The organism is Bacteroides sp. An322, from assembly GCF_002161765.1.
Taxonomy (GTDB): domain Bacteria; phylum Bacteroidota; class Bacteroidia; order Bacteroidales; family Bacteroidaceae; genus Phocaeicola; species Phocaeicola merdavium.
This window is the reverse complement of sequence record NZ_NFIN01000009.1, coordinates 1-24,600: the sequence shown is the minus strand read 5'-3', so window position 1 is coordinate 24,600 and position 24,600 is coordinate 1. Positions and strand designations below refer to the sequence as shown.

Sequence of the window (24,600 nt, the reverse complement as noted above, 5' to 3'; positions counted from 1 at the left end):
CTGTTCTTCTGAATAAATCTTCGATTCCATAGTTCATCTCATTGAATATATTTTCAAACAATTACTAATCATCTTCTCGTATGTAAAACAAGTGCGGTATCTTTCCAAAGCCTGCTGGGCAAAAGCAGCATATTTCTCTTCATCAGCTAAGATTTCCGTAATCGCCCCAGCCAACGCACGAGCATCCCCTACGGGTACATTCAGCCCCGAAACTCCATGCATATTCACCCAAGGCACTCCCGAACCGGGAATATCTGTCGCAACTACCGGCTTCCCGCAAGACATTGCCTCTATCTGCACAATGCCAAACGCTTCCGATTTCTGGATGCTGCTTAAACAAAACATATCGCAAGCCTGATAATAGGCAGGCAATAACGAATCAGGCAAAAAGCCTAGCAAATACACTTTCTTTTCTAATCCGGAACGCTGAATCTGCTGTTCCAACGAGGCTTGCAAAGGCCCTGTACCGCCAATCAATATCACATAATCATCATTCAAATAATTAGCAGCCTCTATCAAATAACGATACCCCTTATACTCTATCAACCTGCCCAAAGAAAAAACAATCTTTTTCTCCGGATACCGATCCCGGATGCTCTTCGCTTCCTCAGGCATTTCCGGCAACGGACGAACCCCAATAGGCAGACAACAGGTTTTATCCTGCATACCGGCAATAAACGGAGATGCTTTCAAATAAACAGGAGTAGTACCGACAATCACATCCGCACGTTTTACAAGCCATTTCTGGAAAGGGATATACACATGCAGCAACTTTTTCTGTTTGACAATGTCACTATGCCAATGCAAAATAACCCTTCCTTTATATCCGGAAAAAAACAATGCCAAACAAGCCATTGGGTCTGGATGATGAATATGAATCACATCATACTCTTTGCAAATCCGATGCAAACGGAAAACCATTTCCGGAGAAATCATGGTAGAAGCGCATTGCATCCACTTCTTGCATCCCAACAACCAGGCATGTGAATTGACCGGAAACGTCTGTTTGCCATTTCCTGCAAACGTACACATCATGTCACAATCTATCCCCTGTTCAGACAAACCCGTCATCAAGTCATACATGACTTTTTCCACACCGCCTTTAATCGGATAAAATTTCCCTAACTGTAATATTTTCATATCAGATATTTTTTCCCGCTCAAGCTATTACAGACTATACCCCGCCGGGCAGCCATTACGTAATTCTTCGTATAAATTCAGATAATCGGCATACCGGTCTTCTTTACGGAAATTCGCCAATGCATATTTTCGGCAACGGTCCGCATAATAATGTTTTCCATATTGTTCTATTACCCGTACCGAATCCAACAATCCCCTGATATCCCCTTGCTCCACAATCAAACCCGTATCTTCTGTTACAGCCTCTACACTTCCTCCCGTACGATACGTTACAACCGAAGTGCCACAAGCGATTGCCTCCATATTGACCGTAGGATAATTGTCTTGCCAAGTAGGATTCACAAACACATCCGCCGCACTATATAATCTCGCTAAATCCTGAATATTTTCCGTACGCCGAATACCATACATATTGTGCGGCAATATTTTTTTCTGCTCTTCCGTTACACCTACAAGAACAATCACTTCATCCTCCCGTAACCGTTGAGCCAATTTGATAAAATCAGACAATCCCTTTTCTTCACTCCAAATGCTGGCCACACCTAACAGAATATGCTTGCCTTGCCAGCCATATTTCTGTTTCACTTCATCTGTGTCATACACATTAAACACGTCTGTATCAATACCATTATGAATTACCCGAAAAGGATAATCCTTCAAAAACGAACGGCTCATCTCCCCTCTTATCCAATCAGATACAGGCACAATCGTCAGTTTACCATACGGCATGGATGTAAACGCCTCCTGTTTGTCCTGATAATTCCGTGCGGAACGGTCCAGCCACCAACTTGCCGGAAACTTTCTTTTCTGCGGACAATCCCCGCATCCGCTTTCCCATTTATTACATTGTATATACGAATAATAATAACAATGCCCCGTATACAACCAACAGTCGTGCACCGTCCATACCACGGGAATGCCACTCTTGCTCAAATACTCAAATAAAACCGGATAATTCAGAAAATAGCCATGTATATTATGAATATGAACAATATCCGGAGAAATCTCTTTCAGGTGCTTGATGAAATCGTACGTCACTGAAACCGATGCCAATCCATGACGGTCCAACAATCGGGTTTCCAATCCATGCATCCACGTATCCCATTTATTGCCAACCGGAATCGTATGCGAAGCACAAGTCCGGATTCCGTCACGCCCCTTACTATAAGCCACGTAACTTTCCCATCCGTTCCGCATTGCCAATTCCCCGATTTCCTGCATGATGCGTCCTGTAGATGTCGAAACCCGGACTACCGGATTTATCTGCAACAGCCTTTTCATTTCTTAATTAAAGATTCGAACAGTTTCGTCCACTGTTTCATCACCGTTTCTTCCGAATAAGTATCAACCACCTTCTTCGCCTCTTCCGACATCCGCTTCCGAAGATTTTCATCCTCCATCAGCCTCATCATTGCATCCGCCAATCCTTGAATATCCCCATTATGAACCAAAATACCGTTCACATTGTTATTTATAATGTCTTTCGGACCGCATTTAAAATCAAAAGAAACCACAGGAAGCCCACAAGCCATTGCTTCAATCATCACCATAGGAAAACCTTCATAGTTGGAACTCATCACTAACATGGCACTATCCGCATACTCTTTTCCTACCGCTTTTGTCGGAGAATTCAATCTTACCGAATGTTGCAATCCACGTGACTCAATCATTTGTTGCAACATATCCCGCCATTCTCCTTGCCCAAAGATGTCGAGATGCCAATCTTTAAATTGTTCATGTTGTTGAATAACTTCCCATGCACATATCAAGCGGTCAAATCCTTTTTGATAATCCATTCTGCCTACAGCTATCACCCGGTGTCTCAATACATCCGAATAAGTATTGCCTATAAATTTAGCTGCGTTCGGTATCACCTCAATATTCGGCAAATTCCCCCAGTAACCTTTATCTTCCTTAGTCAATACAATGAATTTATCAAATCGGCTTACAATCCGCTCATCCTGCTTTGTCCGCCAACGGTCTATCCATCCCAATAAACTGCTACGTCCGTATTGCAACCGGAAGAATTTGCAATAATGTAGTTCCAGAACCTTCTTACTACCGTCCTTTATCTCTGGAATAAACGAAGACTCCGAAGGATAAAGCGAAACCACCATATCCGCTTTCTCCTTCATCAATAACTCCGTAAGCCGTTTTCTATGCGTACGTCTTTTTAATAAATATCCGAAAATTTTGCCTATAGGATGCTTGGCGTTATCGTCTGAATAGTTAATACCTAAGTCTGTCATCCTCACCCCTTTAGGAAGCGGATAAAAAACAGGTCGTCCCTTTTGGTCAGTTGTCACAATAGAGACATCCCAGTGCAGTTTCTCCACCAGATAAGTCACCTTATTGACCAATACCCGCTCCATCCCTCCAGGATTACAGAGAGAATGTGTACAGTAAATGATTTTCATTTCAGATTTTATTCAATGAGTATGCTTCGCCAAGCATGTCAATTGTTTCTCTGCCGGTAGCAGATTATGTCCTCTTACTTTATCAGGCAGAGGCTATCATCCAATCTTCAATCGTTCCTTTTCGAGTATTAAAATTAATACCCACTTTCACAATGGGCAAGCCACACAAAGCAAACCGTTCCGAATAATTCTTCAGATTGATTTGCTCCATGGCTTCATCGGCACTCTTGTCAAGTTTCAGTTCCATGAGATACAAGGCATTCCGTGTTTTCAATACCACATCCACACGCCCATGAGGCGTACGTACCTCTACATCCACTTCATAGCTCAACATACTGAATATGATATACAGCATTTGCTGATAATGACCTTCGTAATCCGTATGGTCACAATAAGGAACTGTTCCCAAAAAAGTCTGGAGCAGACGCAACGCATCATCCATCCGCCCTTCGCTGATAGCGACCGACATTTTTACGACAGTAATATTACAATTTCTTGCCTGCCTGCTCACATAGTTTGGCAAAAGACTTCTCATCAGTCCCATGCGCACTTCCTTGTTCGGAATATCCAGCACATACAAATCCGTCTGCGGATTCCCGTTTTTGATAGTAATGTATCCGCTTTGGTAAAGCAAAGGAATAACACTCTCCAAAGACTCCGTAGGAGCATCAAAATCAGCAGCCATTGCCTCTACAGGACCTATTTCAGAAGGCAATACGTCAAACATACGCAACATCTCTACCAGATAAGCCGGTGTCCCGCTGCCAAACCAATACGAATTCAATTTCCCATTGCTGAAAGCATTCAGCAAACTATACGGATTGTAAATATCCGGCGAAGGCAATGTGAAATGATAACCATCGTAATGCGCTTTCAATGTTTCAAGAGCCTCATCTGTACACATCTGCAACTTCTCGGCAAATTCATTCAGCTCGTTACCCATTTGCGCTTTTATTTCCTGCTCCGTAATGCCGCAAATATCAGCATAAGCCTCCTCCATGCTGATATTCCGAATGTTGTTCAATTCACTAAAGATGCTTAACTGCGAAAATTTTGTGATTCCTGTCAGAAATACATAGCGTAGATAGGGGTCACACGCTTTCAAAGGACTGTAAAAATTACGCATTACGTTCCGGAGTGTCGGCAAATTCCTATCTTCGTGCACCACATCCAGCAACGGAGCGTCATATTCGTCAATCAACACGACCACTTGCTTTCCCGTCTGCCTGCATGTGTCCATAATCAGATTGGCAAGCCTTACGTTCACATCCTCTGCCTCGCTGGTGCTTATCCCCAACCGTTGTTCATTGTTCCGCAAGAGATTATGCAAATAACGGTTCAATGCATCCTTATCCATGTGCTTGCCCAAACTCATGTCAAAATGCAACACCGGATAAGAAATCCATTCTTTTTCCATACGTTCAATGGCAAGACCGGTAAAGAGTTCCCGTCTACCTTCAAAATAGGCAGAAAGCGTACTTGTCAACAAAGACTTGCCAAACCGGCGCGGACGGCTCAGAAACATATACTTCCCGTCACTATGTGTCATCCGATACACATATTCCGTCTTGTCAACATACAGATAATCTCCTTTCCTGATTTCAGAGAATGTCTGTATTCCTATAGGATATCTTTTACGCGTTGCATCCATGGTCTTTTCCTTATGCTGTCTATCGCAAAGATAAAGAAATCCTTTATCCCTGCAAAACAAATCAAGACTTTATTCCGTCAAGTTCTCCGCCATCCGTTATGCTATTCTGATTTCTCTTGCAAAGCAATCCGCTCCATGTAAGCATCATTTTCTTCCTGACTGATGCAAAGGAAAGGAGCAAAAACAAGAAAGATATCTGTAGAGACTTTCAACCAGACAATAAAATTAACCGCAAGAAGTATCAGAAACATCAATTTGTAATCCCCAAACCGTTTCATACATACTTGGCAAGTTTTCATCATAAATACAGAAAAAGCAGTCAAACCTGCTAATCCAAAATAAAAAAGAAACCGCGAGTAACCCACATCAGAACCTTTGTAAAAACCTCCCCAGTTCACGCCCGTATAATAAGGGTCAATATTCGTAGTTCCAAAATATCCGTCGCCAATTAGCCAAGTCTTCAGATTGTCCGGGAAGATATATCCTTGTTTAAGCATTTCATTGGAATGCACTTCCCAACGTCCCTCTTCCGCCAAACTGAAAAAACCTTCGAATCCAAAACGCAGGTTGTCATATAATTCCGGTATGTTGTAATATCCATATATTAATATAGGTATGGCAATTATCAACATACTCGATATACATAACCAGATATGATTTCTGTCTTTGCCAGACATGTAAACAGCAGACCCTACGATAAGATACGCTATAGCTATTATCATGCCTACAGTTGTAGTGCGCCCTATCATATTACCAATTATACCGATGACGACAAAGGCTAAAATGTACAATAGCAAATATGGTTTAATCTTCTGATAATTATTAACACACAGTATTGAAATCATAATCAGAACTGCTGAAAAACGAGATCCAGCCACATCCAGTCCGGCTCCCAATCCGGACAATCTTGCTTTTCTTGTGAAAAAATCGCCGACACTTGCATCTTGTATTGAAAAGATAAACTCTTTTACAGGTGCACTAAAATCCATTGTCAATGCCAAAATACATTGGGCAACACTCAGTGCAATTAAATAATTGCATAGCAGATACACAGAAACTGTTCCATGTACCCATCTGATTAAAGAAACAACAACATAAGCTGCACTGATCCAAACCCACATAGATATTATATAGGTAGCATACGCATAATCCGGAGTTTCATTATAAATAACAGAAATCAAACCTGCCAACGATACAAATGCAGCAAATATGGACAAGATAAAAAAATCTTTATTTATTAATGCATTCCTATTTCTCGCCAGTTGTATTCCCAAAATAACCAAACCTAATGCGGCTAATGCCATTTTGGTGTTCACAGCAGGAAGGAAGCGAAACTGAAAAGGGAAAAAATAAAAGCTGACTACAAGCAGAGTAAAAGCCATTAATATGTATTTCATCACTATCGAAATATTATTCCATATACAAATTTATGCACAAACCTATAATAGAAACGAATCAGTCCGAACTGTCCTTTTGCTGCCAATAACTGCAAAAGCCACCTACGCACACCCACATTCTTATGCTGCATAATGTATGAATTGGCTTCCGGATACCATGTAGTCCATAGATTATATCTTTTCTTATCATCACTTATCAAAAAAGGAAATTTCACATCCAATTTAAAAAACGCCATTTCAGTCTTCAACGCCTCACCGTATCTATCCGTTAAAAAACACAGAACGTCTTGTACGTTATGCTTTAATTCAACCAAATGCCTTTCTGAATAAGTATTGGAAAAAGCAGTCGTATTCAGTTTTACATAATGATAAAAAGCCTTGGGTATATACGCTACAGTTTGAGCGTATGCAAACAACTTAATGACAGTCATGTCTTCTCCCATACCATATCCGGCAGGAAAAGAAATGGCATAATCCGTATAAAGTCTGCGACGTATCAGTTTGTTCCATACATTGTACTTCATCACCCCACTTAACATACCTTTCAATGCTTCCATTGAAGAAGCATATTGAGGCTGCTTCATATAACGTTCGTTCTTTTCGAATGAAAGAAACCAGTCACACCATACGATATCCGCATCTTTTTCTTTTGCTACATCATAAAGCGTTTCCAACATATCCGGTTCTACAAAGTCATCGCTGTCGCAATGGAAAATATATTCTCCTTTTGCTATTGCAAGTCCTGTATTCCGGGCAGCCGGCAAGCCTTTATTGGTTTCATGTGTTATAAATTTAACCAACCTATGTGGATACTCCCCTACGACTCTCTGAATAATTGCAATGCTGTTGTCTGGTGAACAATCATCCACTACGATTAATTCTATCTCTTGCAATGTTTGTTCCAACAACGAACGTACACAACGTTCCACAAAAAGCTCTACACCATACACCGGAATAATAACAGAAACTTTCATCATTTGATACGTTTCAAAACGTCCATTACTACGTGCTTATTAGCCGAAGTGAACTTACGTGCAAACCAACGTGAAGACAGAAGCATAGCATCCACCTCTTGCAATGTCAAAGGCTGCAAAACACCATTCTCCCACTTGATATACCGCTTGCAACCTTCAAATTCATCATTTGGATTATAAATACGGCTTTTAAATTCCGAATTCCAACACAAGGTCTGTATAAACAATTCATCCGGACAATAGGTATGATTGAATATTTTACGAATCAGCAGTTCATTTTGCAGCAGATACTGAACGAAATCATGTGTAATGCTACACCATTGTGCTCCCTTTTTAACTTGCAATGATGTTCTTCTGTATCCAATCAGACTCTGCATTCTTGCAAAAACAGCTCTTACAACCTTTTTAAATAAATTTCCGGATTGAAAATCACGGGCATACACAAACCAATGTTGCGACCTCCAATCCAATTCCCGTTGAGATACATGCTGCGCTATCCCTATAAATTCCTTTCCCTGATGTTCATCACAATACTGATGAATATAGTCTTGCGACTTGACGGGCAAGTCTACTCCTGACAACAAATGATAATAAGCGTATGGACCACGAGAATATGCCTCATGAAAAAGTAACAATTCAATCTCTACCAAACTAAAGTCTCCCCAACGCGCATCCATGCGAACAGGCAACACATGCAAACCACTCTTTACGGTCTGCAACATCGTTCCATCAAACGAAGCCTTTTTATCTATATGTACATAGATATCATTACGAACATCATCCAATGATGAAAGAAGAAGCTGCAAAATTTCAGGTTCGTTATGGGCTATAATCAAATAAGCGTGTTTCATCTTTATCAACGTATGTCCGCAAGCAAAATCCGTAAATTATCCGCTGCTTTGGGATTCTTGTAATTCAATGAATGAATAGACGTTTTCTCCAAAATTTCATGCACACTCAAATAAGGATATTCCGCATTAATGACTTGACGCAACATGTGCGGTACACAATCATTGAAAATCGGGCAATTCTTTTCTTGGTTTTCCTTTATATAAATATCAAACAATATTTGGAAAAAGAAATAATCAGGTACCCTATCATGATACTTCCAAAAAGCACACAACATAGTTACCATGTCTGAAATTACTTGGCTTCCTGCTTTTGCATACATAATGCCAATCAATATATTTACCCGAAAGTTTTTATCCCAACCCCAATAATAGGCAAACGAATTTTCCCAATATTTTTTATGAGGTTCAGCAAAATCACGTTGATATGCAAAAAAATCATAGCGGAACAACATATCCGGCAAACGCCCTGTCAATAATGTAGCAGCATCCAACCATAATCCACCATAAACAGACAACAACATACATCTCAGAAGATCGGAAAAATGAGCCACAGACATTTGCTGTTTACGCTCTCTTAACCAATCAGGGATTTCAATATAGTTTGCCAGATTACTGTCAGACAAACGAATAATATGATAGTCGGCAGCATATTTGTCTACAGAATCTAAACAAATACGTACCAAAGGAGGTACATTTTCCGTTCCTTGTGCCCAATATTGCCAAATAACTTTTTTATCCTTTGGTAATTCTACCAATGTTTTGATAACTGGCTTTTCCAATCTGCCGGCATTACAATCTTCCACTATTCCACTTAGCATAGACGCTACCTTACGATGTTTCATCATAATCAATCTCTTTCGGATAAAAGAATGTAAACCGGAAGGAATAAACAGTTTTGCAATTTTTTTCAACATCGAAGTTTGATTATAATTACGACATGCAAATAAAACCCTCTTAAAAGGAAGCAATATCCGACAATAACACCAACTTCCCCCTCTGACTAATACAGGAGTCAAATGAGAATGATTCCGCCAAAACCGGATATAATTGAATTTAGAATTTCCTTTAGCTACCCAATCATAAATTTCCGGACAAATGCTTTTTAAAGTCGTATCAAATTGAACCAACAAATTCCTGTTCTGAACAGAATAATGCAAGAAGCCAAAAACATAAACTTCCCTTATCATATAATCCAACCGTCCATAAAAGTACATCCGCAACTGCTCCGATATGTTGTTTCGGTATTGTTCATACGCCTTGCTCATTGCATAAACACATTGGCAAACATCCGGCATACGCTTGGCTTTTACAGCAGGATTGACAGTCTGCCCTTCTCTTCCCACCAGATACTTATATACACATTTATCAAAATAACCAACCGACTTCACTCCAGCCATAGGTGTAAAGACCCATTCTTGATCGGTATAGGAAATACCTTCCGTTTGCTTATAAGAAAGTTCCGATAAAACATCTCTCCGATAAGTCAGGGCATGCATTTGTATGTGGCTGAAATTTCCTGTGGTACATATTTTATCTAAAGGAATACAGCCTGAAGGAAATTCGTGACAGACCATTTTCTTTATATTTCTGTTCTCATCCACGATAGCGAAATCAGATACCACCAAATCTGCATCGGTTTCTTTCAGAAAGGCAATAAAAGCCTCAAAGTTATCCTTATCGAAACTATCGTCAGCATCCAATATCTTCACATATTTCCCACTGGCTTCTGCCAACCCTCTGTTTACACACGAACCATAATTGCCGTTTTCCTTATCTATCACTTGAAAAGTTTGCGGATATTGGTCTGCATACGTATGGGCTATCCTTGATGAAGCATCTTTACTCCCGTCATTAATAACCAATACCTCCACCCCTTCCAAATTCTCTTTAATCAAAAGAGAATCCAAACAATAGGAAAGATAATTTTCCATATTGTAAGTAGGAATAATGATTGTCAGAATTTTATCCATGGCATTCCCTTAATTTAGTATATATCCGGAACGGTCTTTCCTGTCAGCAAGAAATCCCTTCACATCCAACAGAACCTGAGGTACCAATTTCTTTATCCGCTGACGCCATGTTACTTTCGGCACAATGCGTTTGTAAGGAGATGCTTTACCCAACAACTCTTGTTCTTCTGCCTGTATTTCATTCATGACCAGCTGAACCGCATCATAAATTTTTGCCCGTTGCTTATCCGTATGCCATTGCCGGTTGTTGATTTCTCCATACCGTTCCAAGATACCGTTCTTATCCAATGCTTCTCTTTGCGTATAAAAAGCAAAGTGCGCTACGATTGCATCCCCGTTCCAGGCATTCGACATTCCTTGTTGTGTAGGATAGATACAGGATATAAATTCTTCATCATCCCCCGGAACAATACCGGCAAACTTTTTCATTTCATCACCAAACCAAAGTATGGCATTAATGGAAAAGCGGGTCATTCCCATTTCTTTCTTTCCTACATATAACTTTTCCCATTGCCGGTCCTTCAGGTAATTCTTAATAAACCATGTATGCAATTCTTGTGCAAAATTTCCGCTTTTCCATAACACAGAATCTGAAGCATACGCCTGATAATATGCGTCCAGTTTCAACTTATTTTCCAACTGCAACAGATAAGTAGACAAAGAATTATTGATAACCAACGGAGAAACCACAAAGTATCGGGGATTATCCACCCGAAATTTCACCATTTCTTCTATCAGTTCCGGTTCCATCCAGACGATATCATCATCTAATTTGAAATAAATGGTATTCGGCTCTATACATGCTTTATAAAAAGCATTGATGCTCTTGTTACCGTTCACCACTCCATCGGGTTGCCACACCAGATTAACCTTCGGAAACTTCTCTGCAATCCGCTTAAAAAACTCTATATCTGCCCCATTATGGGTATTTACCCAAATATCATACCGGTCAACGATTTCACTCGATACAATGTATGGAATCAGGTACTGCATATAACGGCGGCGCCCGGCAGCTGTATTGACTACTATCTGATAATTCTTATACATACGTTCATTTTATTTTCGTAGCAAATCCACGATCGTCCATAAATTATGTCTTTCCAATGCTTTTCTAAATTTCCGGACAGTACGCAAATACAAAAACAAGACAGACGGATATGAATAAAAATGATCAATCATCCATTTATCCACAGCTGTTTTCATAGATGTAACTTTGAAATAACGTCTGAAAAAATCCCAATCCGTATCCTTAATACTACGAAGTTGCGCCCTTGAAGTAACAAGTGTAATTGCTTTATGCATCATATAAGTAGGACCCAAATCTATGACATTAGCATTGTATTTTGAACAAAATTCCAACGCAATATCTTTGATAATACAGAACGTAGCATATTCAGAGGAAAAATCATTCTCGGCGTGTGATAACGAACCTTCTCTATCAATGTAAAAATAGTTAGATATAGGTGAACAACAAATCTTTTGGTTTATCACATTTAAATAATTGAACAAGAAAATCCAATCCTCACAAAAATTAATTTCTGAATTAAACCTAATTGCCCTATTATTCAATAATTCTGTCTTAAACAATTTACTATGTATTTGTCCTCGTTGCGCAATGAATTGTTCCTTAACCATTTTACCAAAATCACACCTTTCATATACTATTTTACATTCTGGCAAATTATATTCATCATAAAGAGGCTCACCGTTTTCTCTTATATGCTTTGAATACTGAACCACCAAATCTATTTCCGAACCAATACAGGCATACAGACTTGAAAGATAATCGGGAGTTACATAATCATCTGAGTCTACAAATGTAAGCCATTCACCTTTTGCTTCATCGATTCCTCTGTTTCTGGTTCTTGATACCCCTTCATTCGATTTGTGTATTACTTTTATCCGAGAATCCTTCTTCCCGTATTTATCACAAATATCTCCACTGCCGTCTGTACTGCCATCGTCAATAAGCAATAACTCATAATCCGTAAATTGCTGATTCAACAAGCTATCGATACAACGAGGCAATAGTGATTTCACATTATAAACTGGAACAATCACCGAAATATAAGGAACACTCATTGTTGTTTTTTTCTTCGTTTAAAATCCAAAAATCGAATAAGATTTGACCAATACCCCCAACCTAAGATAATAAATCCAAATGTTTTTTTATTCTGCTCACACCTATTTTATGTATTAAGGCAAACAGCGTCATTTGATATAATGTGTGCGCTTTTTTATCCATTTTATTAAGTACTTCACGATAAGTCATAGACGGAAAATCCTCAATCGGCACAAAACATTCAGGGTGCTCATCTTTCATTTTTTTCACTTTGTTACAACAATATTTCCGATTGGCATGAAGATGAAACCACATGGGATAAGTGAACATTAGCTTTCGACAAGAAGTATTTATAAAAACTTCTGTCACCGAATAAGGTATCCTGTTTCTATAATACTTGCTCCAATATGCTTGATTAGAGATTTTAAATATCACGGTATCTCCTTCTCCATTGTATGGAGGATGTATATTTACCCCATCAAATGTCACATACCATCGATTATCCTTAAATACATTTACACCTGATAAAGCAATAAGAACCTTTCCACGTTGCAACATCCATTTTGAATAATCCGAATAAGGTTTAAAAAGAAGCTTCACAAACCAATCCGGAATCATCCACAAACATGGTTTCCCAACTTGAAGAGACATCCTACGGTATAATGAAAAATACATCATAAACAGCCATCCAAAAACAAAACTGATATGCCATTTCATCTGAATATCCCGGCTGCAAACATCTCTCCATTTTTTTAATTCATCAGCAAAATACAACTGGTCTGAATCAATCTTGGTGAGGTATTTATATCTAGCTTTTGACATTCCCCAATTGCATAAATTACCATAAAGACGCGGAGAATCATCAGGCAATGTCTTGGCAAATTCAAACTCCTCTTGCGTCAAATCAAATGCCAGAACCTCATGATTGTATTCAAAGACTCTCAATTTATCGGGATATTGACGCTTTTTCTCTTCAAGAATTTCTAATGTATTGTCTGTACAATCAAAACAAACAACCAACAGTTCATCTAATGCGTTTATGCAAGAGTCAATGCACGGACCAAGAAGCGGAGCTTCATTTCGTGTCCGTATAAGACCCGACAAACCATCCTTCAATTCAGAATATTCTATTTTCCCGTGAATATTATTCATTCCAATATATATTAGTTCTTATGACTTTGGCCGGTTTTCCTGCAGCAATACATCTTTCAGGTACATTTTTCGTTACCATAGAATCCATTCCGATTATGGCTCCGTCCCCGACTTTAACGCCTTTCATAATTATTGCGTCTTTCCCCAGCCAAACACGATTGCCTATATAAACATCTTTTGCAGGATTGATTCTTTTCCTGTTTTCATCGTATATAGTATGCTGGTCTGTTGTTCGAATATGGACCCGATCTGCAAAAATACAATCCGAACCAATATTTACCTTTGTCCCTTCTCCTACTACAATTAACACGTTTGAATCAAAAGTGACATTATCCCCTATTACAACTACATTGTCATCTCCTTGAACATAAATACTATTTGTATTTTTAAAATTACAGCCTTTCCCTATTTTTACAAAATTGTTATCACCTCGGAATGTAACAATAAAATTATTGCTATAAATTATAGGGATATCTGTAATATTGTTCTGTCCGTAATTTTTAATTGTAATAGTACATCTTTTCCACAAAACATATTTAAGATAAACATTATATAAAGGAGACAGGATTCGAGATTTCACAACTACTCTTTTAATTTTTTTCTTTAGGTCACTCATAACTATCATTTCTGTGAAATCATCTTAATATCAGGAATTGTATTCCATTCTACATTTCTATTCAATACAAATTTATCAAACATCATTTGGGTAACAAAACCCCCTCCATAATGTTTCTTCAATATTTGGAAAACTTTTATAATCATACGCCATTGCTTCAATATCCAAACACGACTCATCGCTTTAGCGAATTGATACAAAAGAAACATAGCAGCACTATCCGAACGCTCAACACTATAAATTGCCAATCTCGCTCTAAATTCAATTAAACGGCGTTGATTCAAGGAAACTTCCGACCAGACACCACCTCCATGCAGACGATACGTAGCCATTATATCTGGAAAACAATATCCTTTTCCATTCTTCAAAAGCGCATAAAATAAAATGATATCCATCGACATTCCATACGATTCGTATTCTTTCAAATCCAGAGCACTGCGTCTATACATTACCGTCAATGTCTGAGTAAGCCATTTTCCGCCTATCAGATTTTTTAAATCATAATCAGCTCCTTGAAATGTCAAGTTCTTTTCCTCTTCTAACAAATTCTTGTCCTGTATATATTGGTTAAAACGATGCGAACACATCACATAATCAGGATGACTTTCCAAGAAATCTACTTGCTTCTGGAGCTTATACGGGTCTGTCCAATAATCATCGCCCTCACAAAGAGCAATGTATTTACCTTTTATACGAGGGGCATTGTATTTCAAACTGGGATCTATACCTTTTGAATACTGATTCTCCTTTTGATAAATAGGTTTGATTATATCAGGATACTTGACCTCATATTCCCGAATAATATCTTGTGTCCCATCCGTAGAAGCGTCATCATGAATCAGTACCTCAAAATCAAAAGAGCACTTCTGCATCATAAAGCCATCCAGACATTGACGAATGAATGCTTTATGATTATATGTCATGCAATTAATACTAACCAAAGGATTTGACATGTCTATTCAATTTTAAAATCGCAATACAGTACCTCCCCAAGAATAACCCACTCCAAATCCTGCTATCAAAACATTCTTCTCGCTTGAAATGCTTCTATCAGCCATAGCATCATGCAATGCGATGGGAATTGTATTGGAAACCGTATTCCCATATTCCGACAACGCATAATAAAACCGCTCTGGCACAATCTTCATTTTCTTTCTTAAAAAGTCCAACATATACTTATTTGCCTGATGCAATATATATAAGTCTATCTCCTCTCTTGAAAGTTGATTACGAATCAATGTATTTGACACCAATGGCGGTACATAATCCAAAGTAAATGAAAAGATCTCACTTCCATCCATATAAAGCCAATCAGAAGACATCGGATTTCCATTAGAATCCAATACCAAGTCATTTTGTCTGTCAGGAATACGAGCTCCGCCTGATTTCACAATCAGATTCTTAGCCCCAGAGCCATCTGTTCCCAAGCAAAAGTTACCGATTTCTGCCATACCAGACGTACCAACCAATGTAGCGGATGCAGCATCTCCAAAAATGGTACGATTCCCCTTATCTTTCGGATGAAGAAATTTGCTGTATGTTTCTCCCGTCAATAAAAGAACATTTTTCGCCACACCGGCACATACTAACCCCTTGGCCAAAGAAAGGCCATACACGTACCCGGAACAACCCAAATTGAAATCCAAAGCACCGATTTGAGTTCTTAAACCAAGTTGACTTTGTAGGATGCAAGCTGAGGTAGGAAGTTTGAAATCAGGACTTTGAGTACAGAAAAGAAGATAATCGACCTCCTCTCTATTTACAGAATGTTCTGCAAACAGACATTCGGCTGCTTTTACTGCCATATCCATGGCTGTTTCGTCTGGTTTGGCAATATGTCTCTTGCCTATACCTACCTTAGAAGCTATCTTTTCTATACTCCATTCCGGAAAATCTCGAACTATATCTTCGTTCGTTACAATCTTTTCCGGCAAATAATATGATATGGCTTTAATGTAAACTTTTTCCATCACTACAACAAAGTATAACCGCCATCTATCAGCAAATTTGTACCCGTAACCCAAGCGGAAGCATCGCTCAACAAATAAATGACGGCATAAGCTATTTCTTCGGGTTTGCCATGGCGCTTTAGAGGATAAAGCTGCATATCATTATGCAGTTGTTCATCTGATATAATTCCTTTCTCCAAAATATTTGTCTCTACCATTCCTGGATTGACACAATTAACCCGAATTGATTTAGCAGCTAATTCAATAGCCATTCCTTTTACTAAACCATTAACTGCCCCTTTTGACGCAGAATAAAGGCTACTTCCAACATAAGAGACCCATACCCCCGATATAGAAGATATAAAAACAATAGATGCTCCTTTATTAAGCATTTTTTTCTTTAACAGCATTTGGGATAATATGGCAGGTGCCATAAAATTCACCGCCATAATAGAATCTATATCCTTTTGATTAACAAATTGAAAAGGCTTTGGAACTGTAAACCCTGCACATTGTACAATCCCATCCAAAGGATTTCCCATAGAATCTACAAGAGTCTTTATATCATCCATATTAGAAAGATCAGCTACAATAATCTGATGTAACTGAATATTGTCCATTTGTTGTAATGTCTCATTCAAACGTTCTTCATTCCGTGCTGTTAAAATTACATTAGCCCCCATTCTAGAACATTCTATTGCAATAGCACGTCCAATTCCTGAGGATGCGCCTGTCACCAATATACGTTTTCCTAACAAAGAAAATGGATTATACATAATTACAACAATATTAAATTAGGACATACAATTCGGTTTGTTTCAAAAGATACAGCCCCCCAAGACAGCCCAACACCAAAACCACAAGCTATATGCTTTAACTTCTCTGATTTCAGGCGATTGGAAAGTTGTGTAAGCAATGTCAACGGAATGGAAGCAGAACTTGTATTACCAAAGTCCTTTAAGCTATAAGGCACTTTTTCTACAGGTAACTTCAATTTTTTACGAATCTTTTCATTCATAAATAAGTTGGCTTGATGAAAGGTAAAACAATCTACTGCCTCTTTGTTTAGTTCAAAATGAGCCAATAAATCATTCACAACTTGAGGGGCTTTTGATATACCAAAGGAAAAAACGCTCATACCATCCAATTCTGTATCCAATCTGCTACGAATTACTCCTTCACCGTAAGATTGGTTTATCAAAGAGTCTTTTGTTATACCATTGCGACTCCCTCCATCCCGAATAATAATAGCTTCAAAACCTGAACCATCTGTATTCATATTATAATACATAGGAGAAGTTTCATTGTCATATTCCAAAGCTGTGGCAGAACCGGCATCTCCAAAAAGAGGATAAGTACTTTTGTCTTCGGGAGAACAATATTTCAGAGCAGTATCTCCAGCTAACAGTAATCCTTTTTTTAAATTACCATTTTGCATTAAAGCAGAAATCACACTTAATGCGTAAACCCATCCGGAACATCCCAAAGATATATCCAAAGTGTAACATCTTTCACTTAGTCCCAACCGATTTTGAATAATACAAGATGTAGCAGGCAAAATATAATCAGGGGTTTGACTTACAAATACAACTGTATCTATCTCTGATTTATCCCAATGAAGTTCTTTTATCAAATTCTCGGCAGCAGCTATACATAAATCAGAAGTACATATATCTACAGGTGCTTTATGACGTTTTTCTATTCCTGTCGTACGAAAGAATTCTTCATAATTCCCCCATCGAGAATAAATATCTTCATTCAACTCCAGATTTTTTGGTACACAAGCTGCAATACCTTTTACCGTGACATTTTTTAATTCTAAGAAAGCCATTACATTCTATTTCTTACAATATCATACAAATCTTTTATCGTTTCTGCTGAACGAATATCATCACCTTTGACACGCACATCGTATTCCTCATCAACCATAGCAATAATAGATAAAGCTATCAATGATGACCATTCACTTAATTGTTTAAAATTAGTATCAGGTTGGATTTCAGCAGCATCAGTTTCATCAAATTGTGCTGCAAAATTTTCAATAAAATCTTTTAGTTCCATATTCTTTATTTCTATTTTAATAAAATTGCCGGATTACCATAAACTGATGTATTATTCTTCACATTGCGAATGACAAACGCACCCGCTCCTACTACACCGCCATATTCCACTTTTTTATGAGGATGAATAATTGAAGCTGTATGTAAAGTAACCATATCTTCCAACTCTACATATCCCCCCATAAAAGTATAAGAATTCAAATGACAAAAATCACCAATAATACAATCATGACCTATATCCACAAAAACTTGTAAAGTCACATAATTTCCTATCTTTACGTCACATGAAATTTGTACATTCCTACCTATAATACATCCTATTCCTATTTCTACATTAGACGATATATATGCAGTGGGATGTATCAAATTAATAAAATTTCCTCCTTTTGACAATATTATATCTACATATTTCTTTTTATAATACACATCACCTAATGCACAAATAAAAACATCTTCTCTTTCAGGTTTATAATCTTCTACTGAACTAATAATAGGAGGATAATTCAAATATCCATCCAAAGCTTTTACATTGTCATCTAAAAAACCTTTTATTACAAATTCAGTATTATACCCCTCACACTCTTTTGCTAAATTATAAATTTCCCTACCAAAACCACGAGCACCGATTATTAACAAATTCTTCATTTTACAATTAATTTTATAATCCGTTCAACATCTGCATCCGTCAACCCATAATACATCGGCAAACAAATCACCTGTTCCGCTACCTTTGTTGCTACAGGCAAATTATCCGGTGTAGCCGATTCCAGTCCACGATAAGTAGAGAAGGTGCTAATCAGCGGATAGAAGTAGCGTCTGCCTAATATGCGGTGCTCTTTCATCTTGAAATACAGCTCATCGCGTGTCATTCCATACTGCTCCGCATCCACGAATATCGGGAAATAGGCATAATTATGCCGCACCCCTGGCACATCTTCCAAGAACCGGATGCCTGAAACATCCTTCAATGCCTTGCGGTATGCGTCTGCCACATGATGACGGGCTGCAATTGCCTTGTCCACTTGCTTCAAGTTAATCAGGCCGTATGCTGCACGCACCTCGTCCATCTTGCTATTGATGCCGGGTGCCACTACTGTCGTCTCTCCGGCAAAACCGAAGTTCTTCAGGTAATCAATACGCTTCTTGGTCTGCTCATCATGCATCACCAACGCACCGCCTTCAACAGTGTTATAAACCTTTGTAGCATGAAAACTCAGCGTAGACATGTCACCCGCATTCAGGATACTTTCTCCGTTCACTTTCACACCAAAGGCATGGGCAGCGTCATAGATGACCTTCAATCCGTATTTGTCTGCTATTTCCTGTATACGCTTGGTATCACATGGATAACCATACACATGTACCGGCATGATAGCCGTGGTACGCGGAGTGATGGCCGCTTCTACCTTGTCAGGGTCAAGATTACATGTCACCGGATCAATATCCACAAATACCGGCTTTATTCCGTTCCACCACAAGGAATGGGTGGTGGCCACAAAACTGAAAGGCGTAGTAATCACTTCTCCCGTAATGCGCATGGCCTGCAACGCCGTAATCAACGGAAGCGTACCGTTTGTAAAAAGACTGATAAAAGGAACACCCAAGTATTCGCACAAGGCTTTTTCCAGTTCCTGATGATAATGCCCGTTATTGGTTATCCACTTCCGTTTCCAAATGTCCTGCAGATAGACATTCAGTTCATCTAAGGATGGCATCAGCGGAGATGTCACCGTAATCAGTTTCTCTTCCATATATCTTAATTCTTACCTTTTTTCTGCACCAAAGAAATCACCTCATCCAACTCCTCGAAACGAAGGAAATGCGCTCCGGCAATATAATAGACCGCTCCCGACAGGATACCGACCACCAGTTGCAGCCACAATGAATCGAACACCTGCACAATGCACCATACTCCGGCACCCATCACAAGAGAATGAACAAGGATATGCAGCAAATCCTTCATCTGGGCCGCATAGCCGTAACCTATCAGTTTCCGGGTGTAATATGTATTATAGACCAGACACAACAAAGAAGAGACTATGCCACCGTAACACATTGCCACGATTCCCATAGGAAGCGTAACGCACAATACGATCACACCTTGAACTTTCTTTATAATCTCCAGTTTCAGGAAGAAATCCGAACGGCCCTTCACCTGCAACAAACTCAAGTTAATGGCATGGATAGGATACCACATTGAGGAAAAACATAAAATCTGCAACAAATAAATGGTACCCTCCCACTTGTCCGTCAGCAGAATCCGCACCAACGGATCAGCCACCGCAGCCAGACCTACCATCAAAGGAAAGATGATGAAAGCCGACATACGCAAAAACCGCTTATAGACACTTGCCAGCCGTTCTGTTTCGTTCTGGATAGAACACAACACAGGAAAAGTAACCCCTTGGAGCACTCCTGTCAGGTTAGAGGAAGGAAACTGCACAAAACTTCCGGCACGTCCATAAAATCCCAACGTAGCGGACGAAAAGAATTTTCCTATCACCAGAGTATATACATTTCCATAAACGGTATCAAGCAAGCCTGAGGCAAGCAGTTTGGAACCGAACGAGAACATTTCCTTAAAGGACCTCCATGAAAACACCAGTCGTGGAACCCACCTGACAAATACCCATAACAATACGGTACGCAACAAGGATGAGAAAACCGATTGTACGACCAATGCCCATACACCATAACCACTATAAGCCATCCATAATCCTACAACACCTGTAAACAAGGTTACAGTCACCGATATTTTCGCTCTGGTCTGAAAGTCAATAGCAATGGAAAGCTTGGCATTCTGAATCCCTGAAAAGGAAGAGAACACAAAAGTCAAAGCAACTACCTTAGTAATGTCTTCCAATAAAGGTATCTCGTAAAAGGCGGCTATATAAGGAGACGCAAGCCAAAGGACTATATAGAAAAAAAGCCCTACAACAATATTGAAATAAAAGACTGTACAAAAATCCGTTTCCGTCCTGTCTAATTTACGAATAAGAGCCGTACTGAATCCACTGTCAATGAATGTCTGCGAAATAGCCAAGAAGATGTTCAACATCGCCACCGCTCCATAATCGGAAGGAAGGAGCAAACGAGCTATCAGAATGCTGAACACGAACTGTATTCCCTGCGTGGAGAAACGGTCAATGCTGCTCCACATCACCCCCTTTACGGTCTTTTCTTTCAGAGACGACATCCTGATTTTATTTCATTAATAAAAAGCCTTCACCAAGGCTCAACAAAACAATTTACCAATCAAGTTTCTTTGAAATTATAAGCTAATGTACACGAAATCCTTCGCGCTACTCCCTTAGATGACATTACTATTTGATGCTTTCGGACCGGTGTTACAAAATGTCATAGACCGCATTACCGTTGATTGGTAATGCAAAAGTAAACCGGATGAAAGGGAAAAGGAAACGGGTTCGGAAGCGTTTTAAATTTGTTCGGAATCTATTCGGTAAATAAAGGATTTTCCATAAACTCGGCAGGAGTATATACCGGTATGTCTGAAAAAGTCAAATCTGAAATGAACAACTGATGAATGCCTTTTTCGCCTTGTTGAATAAGAGGCAGAGCCTCATATATAAAAGGTTCCCGACATTTCACAAAATCCATTATAATATTTGTATCTAAAAACAGTTTCATCTAAGCCTCATTTTCCGTATTTTTCTTCCAGATATGCCAGTTTTGCATCCTTCCAATCATCATCTCCATCCTGTGGCAATACACCTATCAGGCGAGTCAAACTTTCCGACAAGCCGTATTTCTTTTGAACATATCTCCGCTTAGCTTCCCTCAAATCCTTGTTTCCTGTTTCCTCTAATGCGACAGATTTCTCCGCATAACGATTGTCCATCATACTTTCAGCAAGTTTATGAATGAGCATCAGTTTCACACTTTCTTTTTGCCGCAAAAGCTCGTTCAGGATTTCATCGGAAAACCCGGGAATGACCGTTTCTTGCGGAACGGACGCGGAATATGATGCGGCAGGTTCATTCACCTGTCCGTCAATATGAACGGTTTCCTTATATTCTTTCATTTTCCTTTCCTCCCTTTTACTACAAAAATAACGGCTTTATTTCTGCAAAACCGAAATCAATCTAACTTTATCAAATCATCCAAATGGGCAAGCAAATTCTTTACCGGCTTTATAAGAGGCAACACGTCTTCGCTTTCGAAATCGAAAAAATCATTATAATCTCCAGTAATCCGATTCTGTAACAGACGAGAATACAAACGTCCTTCTTCTTTTGTCAAATGACCCTTAGACACATAATTCAAGCCTAACTGACCTATTACACCATTATGTGTATGGGCTTTTATCCCGGCACTTATCAGTAACGCTGAAGCCATATAGAAACACGCATAATACAGACGCTGCATCGCCAAATTCCAATGCTCAGTTGCAATCATATCTTCAGCTTCTCGCAATGTCACATACGCTTTTTCCTTCCGATAAATCACTACGGCTTTTATATCTTCTGCATTCATGCTCATACCAATTGTATTCCTTCCTCTTTTACATTATGGAAATATGGAGTGAAATGATACCTCATCCAATCCTTTACGGTATAAATGACCGGACTGATGCATTCGTTCAGAGACCAGCCCAGCTCAACCAACGGATAGGACACATTATCATAGTCTTCCGCCTCCACTTTGGGCTTGTCCAATAATATCAACACGTCCCAATCGGAATCCGCACGGGCATCGCCTCTCGCTTGAGAGCCATACAAGAAAGCATGTCCGCCCGGAGGAAGGACTTTCTTCAAAGTCTCTTTCATCAAGGACAATATTTTAGTCTTATCGGTTGCCATAGGATTTATAATTAATGACAAGCAAATATAACGATTTTATTCCATTTCCGCAAGAGGAATACCATTATCTTTTGACCCAATTTTCCACCTCAAGACCAGAGATATTCTGGAAATGCCTCACATTATCTGCCACCAAAATCAAATCACGCACACGGGCTGAAGCGGCAATCAATAATGCAAATTCTCATTCACTCGATTGCTCTTATAAGCACCGTATGTCAATTCTGCAATTGTGATTTCTGATATATAGCATTGAGATTTACCTATTTTTTCCAAACATTCTTTTATTCCGAATTTATTACGGAACAGAAATACGCAAATACTGGTATCTAACAAATACTGTTTCATAAATCAATTTCTTCGTTAGACGTACGTGATTCACGAATATCATCTATAATTTCTTCCGCACTACGGGCATCTATCCATTTCCCTGCAAAAGCAGAAGCCCATTGGCTATCCTCTGCAGGTTTATCCTGATTCAACAAAGAATTAGATAATCTCGCTATCAAATCAAGCTTGACATCCGAACTTAAATTCTTAAGCAGATTCCAATACATATTAGAACTTGTGGATTTTTCGGAATATAACGCTGTAGTACCCATACTATTTTCTCCTTATTACATTTCACCAAGCAAATATAACGGCTTTATTCCGTTTCCGCAAGGAAAAAAATAAATTAAATCCGACTGATTTCTTCACGAATCTTCAAACAAACTGAATGTATTCGGGATTTACCTCAACCGAAACGGCAAGCAGGGAGGGAAGTTCTACAAACAGCCGCTTCGTCCGCGAACCTTGCATTTTCTGCAACCGCCCTTCGTAATTGTCTAACGGACCGCCTATAACACGCACTTTCTTGCCTACCATAGCTGGAGTCAGTTCTTCGGGAGTATAGTAACGCGGATTTTCATCTGAATCTACCGCTTTGATAAAACGTTCCATATCTTCGTTCCTGACAGTCATCGGCTCGCAATACGTGCCCCGCAAAAAACGGTATTGCAATGTCGGTATCCGTTCAACGATAGGGTCTATCACTTGCCGTGAGTCAAAAACGAAAAGCATATCTTGCATAAAGGGAACTTGCTTACGTATCCGTTTCCCATGAATCTGAATCAATTTCCATATCATAGGCGTAAACACGGTAATCCCCAAGTCTTGAAGCTGTTTATATGCCGGACATTGAGCATTCCAACGCTTCAAGTCACGCATAACGAACCATTTCTTCAACTTATTTGTTACTAATGGAAGGACTTCTGAAGACCACTCTAACCGTTTGCCTATATTGTCACAAGACTCATCCATCTTTACTTAAAGACAATTCTACTAATCCTGCAAGTACCATTAAACAATTAAAGCACAAGCAGTTACAAATATTATTCCCCTACTTCTTGAAATTTGCATTAAGAAATACAAATTTTCCAGATGAATACTATCTCTTACTATGAGATGATACATATCTCTTACTATGAGACGATATTTTAATGCAAAGGTATAAAAATATTTTTATCGATATACGATTTTGTACAATTTTTTTGCCAATT

General features: G+C 39.0%; 27 protein-coding genes. All 27 read right to left on the bottom strand.

The annotated features are described in order from the left end of the window. Positions 1 to 33: 33 nt before the first annotated feature. The 27 genes from B5F91_RS06670 to B5F91_RS06545 all read right to left on the bottom strand — a co-directional run bounded on the left by B5F91_RS06670 (position 34) and on the right by B5F91_RS06545 (position 24,268). The gene (locus B5F91_RS06670) at positions 34 to 1,140 is read right to left on the bottom strand and encodes a glycosyltransferase (protein ID WP_087428312.1); all 1,107 of its coding nucleotides are present in this window, start codon (positions 1,138 to 1,140) and stop codon (positions 34 to 36) included. A gap of 27 nt (positions 1,141 to 1,167) precedes the next feature. Continuing rightward, the gene (locus B5F91_RS06665) at positions 1,168 to 2,421 is read right to left on the bottom strand and encodes a glycosyltransferase (protein ID WP_087428311.1); all 1,254 of its coding nucleotides are present in this window, start codon (positions 2,419 to 2,421) and stop codon (positions 1,168 to 1,170) included. Then, positions 2,418 to 3,557 (bottom strand): glycosyltransferase family 4 protein, encoded by a 1,140-nt coding sequence (locus tag B5F91_RS06660; RefSeq protein ID WP_087428310.1) that lies wholly within the window; start codon positions 3,555 to 3,557, stop codon positions 2,418 to 2,420. Before B5F91_RS06660 ends, B5F91_RS06665 begins: the two co-directional genes overlap by 4 nt. An 82-nt stretch (positions 3,558 to 3,639) precedes the next feature. Continuing rightward, complete coding sequence (locus B5F91_RS06655) at positions 3,640 to 5,208, bottom strand: ATP-binding protein (protein WP_087428309.1); 1,569 nt, start codon at positions 5,206 to 5,208, stop codon at positions 3,640 to 3,642. Between the two features lie 101 nt (positions 5,209 to 5,309). Continuing rightward, positions 5,310 to 6,605, bottom strand: coding sequence for a hypothetical protein (locus tag B5F91_RS06650; protein WP_087428308.1), 1,296 nt, complete (start codon positions 6,603 to 6,605; stop codon positions 5,310 to 5,312). A 2-nt stretch (positions 6,606 to 6,607) separates the two neighbouring features. Next, the gene (locus tag B5F91_RS06645; protein ID WP_087428307.1) at positions 6,608 to 7,582 is read right to left on the bottom strand and encodes a glycosyltransferase family 2 protein; all 975 of its coding nucleotides are present in this window, start codon (positions 7,580 to 7,582) and stop codon (positions 6,608 to 6,610) included. Then, positions 7,579 to 8,430, bottom strand: coding sequence for a beta-1,6-N-acetylglucosaminyltransferase (locus B5F91_RS06640; protein WP_087428306.1), 852 nt, complete (start codon positions 8,428 to 8,430; stop codon positions 7,579 to 7,581). Before B5F91_RS06640 ends, B5F91_RS06645 begins: the two co-directional genes overlap by 4 nt. A 5-nt stretch (positions 8,431 to 8,435) precedes the next feature. Further along, a complete protein-coding gene (locus tag B5F91_RS06635; protein WP_087428305.1) occupies positions 8,436 to 10,400 on the bottom strand; it encodes a capsular polysaccharide synthesis protein in 1,965 nt (654 codons plus the stop codon). Between the two features lie 9 nt (positions 10,401 to 10,409). Beyond that, on the bottom strand, positions 10,410 to 11,447 hold the full coding sequence (locus B5F91_RS06630; RefSeq protein WP_239416329.1) for a hypothetical protein: 1,038 nt from the start codon (positions 11,445 to 11,447) through the stop codon (positions 10,410 to 10,412). 9 nt (positions 11,448 to 11,456) lie between these two features. Next, positions 11,457 to 12,482, bottom strand: a complete 1,026-nt coding sequence (locus B5F91_RS06625; protein ID WP_087428304.1) for a glycosyltransferase family 2 protein — start codon at positions 12,480 to 12,482, stop codon at positions 11,457 to 11,459. 61 nt (positions 12,483 to 12,543) lie between these two features. After that, positions 12,544 to 13,614: a glycosyltransferase family A protein gene (locus B5F91_RS06620; protein WP_087428303.1), complete on the bottom strand. Its 1,071-nt coding sequence runs from the start codon at positions 13,612 to 13,614 to the stop codon at positions 12,544 to 12,546. Then, positions 13,607 to 14,230 (bottom strand): acyltransferase, encoded by a 624-nt coding sequence (locus B5F91_RS06615; protein WP_158099895.1) that lies wholly within the window; start codon positions 14,228 to 14,230, stop codon positions 13,607 to 13,609. Before B5F91_RS06615 ends, B5F91_RS06620 begins: the two co-directional genes overlap by 8 nt. Positions 14,231 to 14,235: 5 nt before the next feature. Further along, positions 14,236 to 15,183, bottom strand: coding sequence for a glycosyltransferase (locus B5F91_RS06610; RefSeq protein ID WP_087428301.1), 948 nt, complete (start codon positions 15,181 to 15,183; stop codon positions 14,236 to 14,238). A 12-nt stretch (positions 15,184 to 15,195) separates the two neighbouring features. Continuing rightward, positions 15,196 to 16,200, bottom strand: coding sequence for a ketoacyl-ACP synthase III (locus B5F91_RS06605; protein ID WP_087428300.1), 1,005 nt, complete (start codon positions 16,198 to 16,200; stop codon positions 15,196 to 15,198). A gap of 2 nt (positions 16,201 to 16,202) precedes the next feature. Further along, complete coding sequence (locus B5F91_RS06600; RefSeq protein WP_087428299.1) at positions 16,203 to 16,955, bottom strand: SDR family oxidoreductase; 753 nt, start codon at positions 16,953 to 16,955, stop codon at positions 16,203 to 16,205. A 2-nt stretch (positions 16,956 to 16,957) separates the two neighbouring features. Then, positions 16,958 to 18,010, bottom strand: a complete 1,053-nt coding sequence (locus B5F91_RS06595; protein ID WP_087428298.1) for a ketoacyl-ACP synthase III — start codon at positions 18,008 to 18,010, stop codon at positions 16,958 to 16,960. Beyond that, entirely contained in the window at positions 18,010 to 18,240 is a 231-nt protein-coding gene (locus tag B5F91_RS06590) for an acyl carrier protein (RefSeq protein WP_087428297.1), read from the bottom strand. The genes B5F91_RS06595 and B5F91_RS06590 overlap by 1 nt, the downstream gene beginning before the upstream one ends. Before the next feature lie 11 nt (positions 18,241 to 18,251). Further along, positions 18,252 to 18,884: an acetyltransferase gene (locus B5F91_RS06585; protein ID WP_087428296.1), complete on the bottom strand. Its 633-nt coding sequence runs from the start codon at positions 18,882 to 18,884 to the stop codon at positions 18,252 to 18,254. Beyond that, the gene (locus tag B5F91_RS06580; RefSeq protein ID WP_087428295.1) at positions 18,881 to 19,990 is read right to left on the bottom strand and encodes a DegT/DnrJ/EryC1/StrS family aminotransferase; all 1,110 of its coding nucleotides are present in this window, start codon (positions 19,988 to 19,990) and stop codon (positions 18,881 to 18,883) included. Before B5F91_RS06580 ends, B5F91_RS06585 begins: the two co-directional genes overlap by 4 nt. 5 nt (positions 19,991 to 19,995) lie before the next feature. Then, the gene (locus tag B5F91_RS06575) at positions 19,996 to 21,435 is read right to left on the bottom strand and encodes a lipopolysaccharide biosynthesis protein (RefSeq protein ID WP_087428294.1); all 1,440 of its coding nucleotides are present in this window, start codon (positions 21,433 to 21,435) and stop codon (positions 19,996 to 19,998) included. Between the two features lie 257 nt (positions 21,436 to 21,692). Further along, positions 21,693 to 21,887: a hypothetical protein gene (locus B5F91_RS14895; RefSeq protein ID WP_144025082.1), complete on the bottom strand. Its 195-nt coding sequence runs from the start codon at positions 21,885 to 21,887 to the stop codon at positions 21,693 to 21,695. Positions 21,888 to 21,894: 7 nt separating this feature from the next. Then, positions 21,895 to 22,281 (bottom strand): hypothetical protein, encoded by a 387-nt coding sequence (locus B5F91_RS06570; RefSeq protein WP_087428293.1) that lies wholly within the window; start codon positions 22,279 to 22,281, stop codon positions 21,895 to 21,897. Between the two features lie 56 nt (positions 22,282 to 22,337). After that, entirely contained in the window at positions 22,338 to 22,739 is a 402-nt protein-coding gene (locus B5F91_RS06565) for a HEPN domain-containing protein (RefSeq protein ID WP_087428292.1), read from the bottom strand. Further along, positions 22,736 to 23,026: a nucleotidyltransferase domain-containing protein gene (locus B5F91_RS06560; RefSeq protein WP_239416295.1), complete on the bottom strand. Its 291-nt coding sequence runs from the start codon at positions 23,024 to 23,026 to the stop codon at positions 22,736 to 22,738. Before B5F91_RS06560 ends, B5F91_RS06565 begins: the two co-directional genes overlap by 4 nt. A 201-nt stretch (positions 23,027 to 23,227) precedes the next feature. Beyond that, a complete protein-coding gene (locus tag B5F91_RS15380) occupies positions 23,228 to 23,407 on the bottom strand; it encodes a PIN domain-containing protein (RefSeq protein ID WP_239416293.1) in 180 nt (59 codons plus the stop codon). Beyond that, positions 23,404 to 23,661 (bottom strand): hypothetical protein, encoded by a 258-nt coding sequence (locus B5F91_RS06550; RefSeq protein WP_087428290.1) that lies wholly within the window; start codon positions 23,659 to 23,661, stop codon positions 23,404 to 23,406. Before B5F91_RS06550 ends, B5F91_RS15380 begins: the two co-directional genes overlap by 4 nt. 103 nt (positions 23,662 to 23,764) lie before the next feature. After that, a complete protein-coding gene (locus tag B5F91_RS06545) occupies positions 23,765 to 24,268 on the bottom strand; it encodes a UpxY family transcription antiterminator (protein WP_087428380.1) in 504 nt (167 codons plus the stop codon). Between the last annotated feature and the right edge of the window lie 332 nt (positions 24,269 to 24,600).

Excerpts from the sequence above, each read along its gene's own strand:
- B5F91_RS06670 (WP_087428312.1), bottom strand. The coding sequence starts at position 1,140 with ATGAAAATATTACAGTTAGGGAAATTTTATCCGATTAAAGGCGGTGTG.
- B5F91_RS06665 (WP_087428311.1), bottom strand. The coding sequence starts at position 2,421 with ATGAAAAGGCTGTTGCAGATAAATCCGGTAGTCCGGGTTTCGACATCT.
- B5F91_RS06660 (WP_087428310.1), bottom strand. The coding sequence starts at position 3,557 with ATGAAAATCATTTACTGTACACATTCTCTCTGTAATCCTGGAGGGATG.
- B5F91_RS06655 (WP_087428309.1), bottom strand. The coding sequence starts at position 5,208 with ATGGATGCAACGCGTAAAAGATATCCTATAGGAATACAGACATTCTCT.
- B5F91_RS06650 (WP_087428308.1), bottom strand. The coding sequence starts at position 6,605 with ATGAAATACATATTAATGGCTTTTACTCTGCTTGTAGTCAGCTTTTAT.
- B5F91_RS06645 (WP_087428307.1), bottom strand. The coding sequence starts at position 7,582 with ATGATGAAAGTTTCTGTTATTATTCCGGTGTATGGTGTAGAGCTTTTT.
- B5F91_RS06640 (WP_087428306.1), bottom strand. The coding sequence starts at position 8,430 with ATGAAACACGCTTATTTGATTATAGCCCATAACGAACCTGAAATTTTG.
- B5F91_RS06635 (WP_087428305.1), bottom strand. The coding sequence starts at position 10,400 with ATGGATAAAATTCTGACAATCATTATTCCTACTTACAATATGGAAAAT.
- B5F91_RS06630 (WP_239416329.1), bottom strand. The coding sequence starts at position 11,447 with ATGTATAAGAATTATCAGATAGTAGTCAATACAGCTGCCGGGCGCCGC.
- B5F91_RS06625 (WP_087428304.1), bottom strand. The coding sequence starts at position 12,482 with ATGAGTGTTCCTTATATTTCGGTGATTGTTCCAGTTTATAATGTGAAA.
- B5F91_RS06620 (WP_087428303.1), bottom strand. The coding sequence starts at position 13,614 with ATGAATAATATTCACGGGAAAATAGAATATTCTGAATTGAAGGATGGT.
- B5F91_RS06615 (WP_158099895.1), bottom strand. The coding sequence starts at position 14,230 with ATGAGTGACCTAAAGAAAAAAATTAAAAGAGTAGTTGTGAAATCTCGA.
- B5F91_RS06610 (WP_087428301.1), bottom strand. The coding sequence starts at position 15,183 with ATGTCAAATCCTTTGGTTAGTATTAATTGCATGACATATAATCATAAA.
- B5F91_RS06605 (WP_087428300.1), bottom strand. The coding sequence starts at position 16,200 with ATGGAAAAAGTTTACATTAAAGCCATATCATATTATTTGCCGGAAAAG.
- B5F91_RS06600 (WP_087428299.1), bottom strand. The coding sequence starts at position 16,955 with ATGTATAATCCATTTTCTTTGTTAGGAAAACGTATATTGGTGACAGGC.
- B5F91_RS06595 (WP_087428298.1), bottom strand. The coding sequence starts at position 18,010 with ATGGCTTTCTTAGAATTAAAAAATGTCACGGTAAAAGGTATTGCAGCT.
- B5F91_RS06590 (WP_087428297.1), bottom strand. The coding sequence starts at position 18,240 with ATGGAACTAAAAGATTTTATTGAAAATTTTGCAGCACAATTTGATGAA.
- B5F91_RS06585 (WP_087428296.1), bottom strand. The coding sequence starts at position 18,884 with ATGAAGAATTTGTTAATAATCGGTGCTCGTGGTTTTGGTAGGGAAATT.
- B5F91_RS06580 (WP_087428295.1), bottom strand. The coding sequence starts at position 19,990 with ATGGAAGAGAAACTGATTACGGTGACATCTCCGCTGATGCCATCCTTA.
- B5F91_RS06575 (WP_087428294.1), bottom strand. The coding sequence starts at position 21,435 with ATGTCGTCTCTGAAAGAAAAGACCGTAAAGGGGGTGATGTGGAGCAGC.
- B5F91_RS14895 (WP_144025082.1), bottom strand. The coding sequence starts at position 21,887 with ATGAAACTGTTTTTAGATACAAATATTATAATGGATTTTGTGAAATGT.
- B5F91_RS06570 (WP_087428293.1), bottom strand. The coding sequence starts at position 22,281 with ATGAAAGAATATAAGGAAACCGTTCATATTGACGGACAGGTGAATGAA.
- B5F91_RS06565 (WP_087428292.1), bottom strand. The coding sequence starts at position 22,739 with ATGAGCATGAATGCAGAAGATATAAAAGCCGTAGTGATTTATCGGAAG.
- B5F91_RS06560 (WP_239416295.1), bottom strand. The coding sequence starts at position 23,026 with ATGAAAGAGACTTTGAAGAAAGTCCTTCCTCCGGGCGGACATGCTTTC.
- B5F91_RS15380 (WP_239416293.1), bottom strand. The coding sequence starts at position 23,407 with ATGAAACAGTATTTGTTAGATACCAGTATTTGCGTATTTCTGTTCCGT.
- B5F91_RS06550 (WP_087428290.1), bottom strand. The coding sequence starts at position 23,661 with ATGGGTACTACAGCGTTATATTCCGAAAAATCCACAAGTTCTAATATG.
- B5F91_RS06545 (WP_087428380.1), bottom strand. The coding sequence starts at position 24,268 with ATGCGTGACTTGAAGCGTTGGAATGCTCAATGTCCGGCATATAAACAG.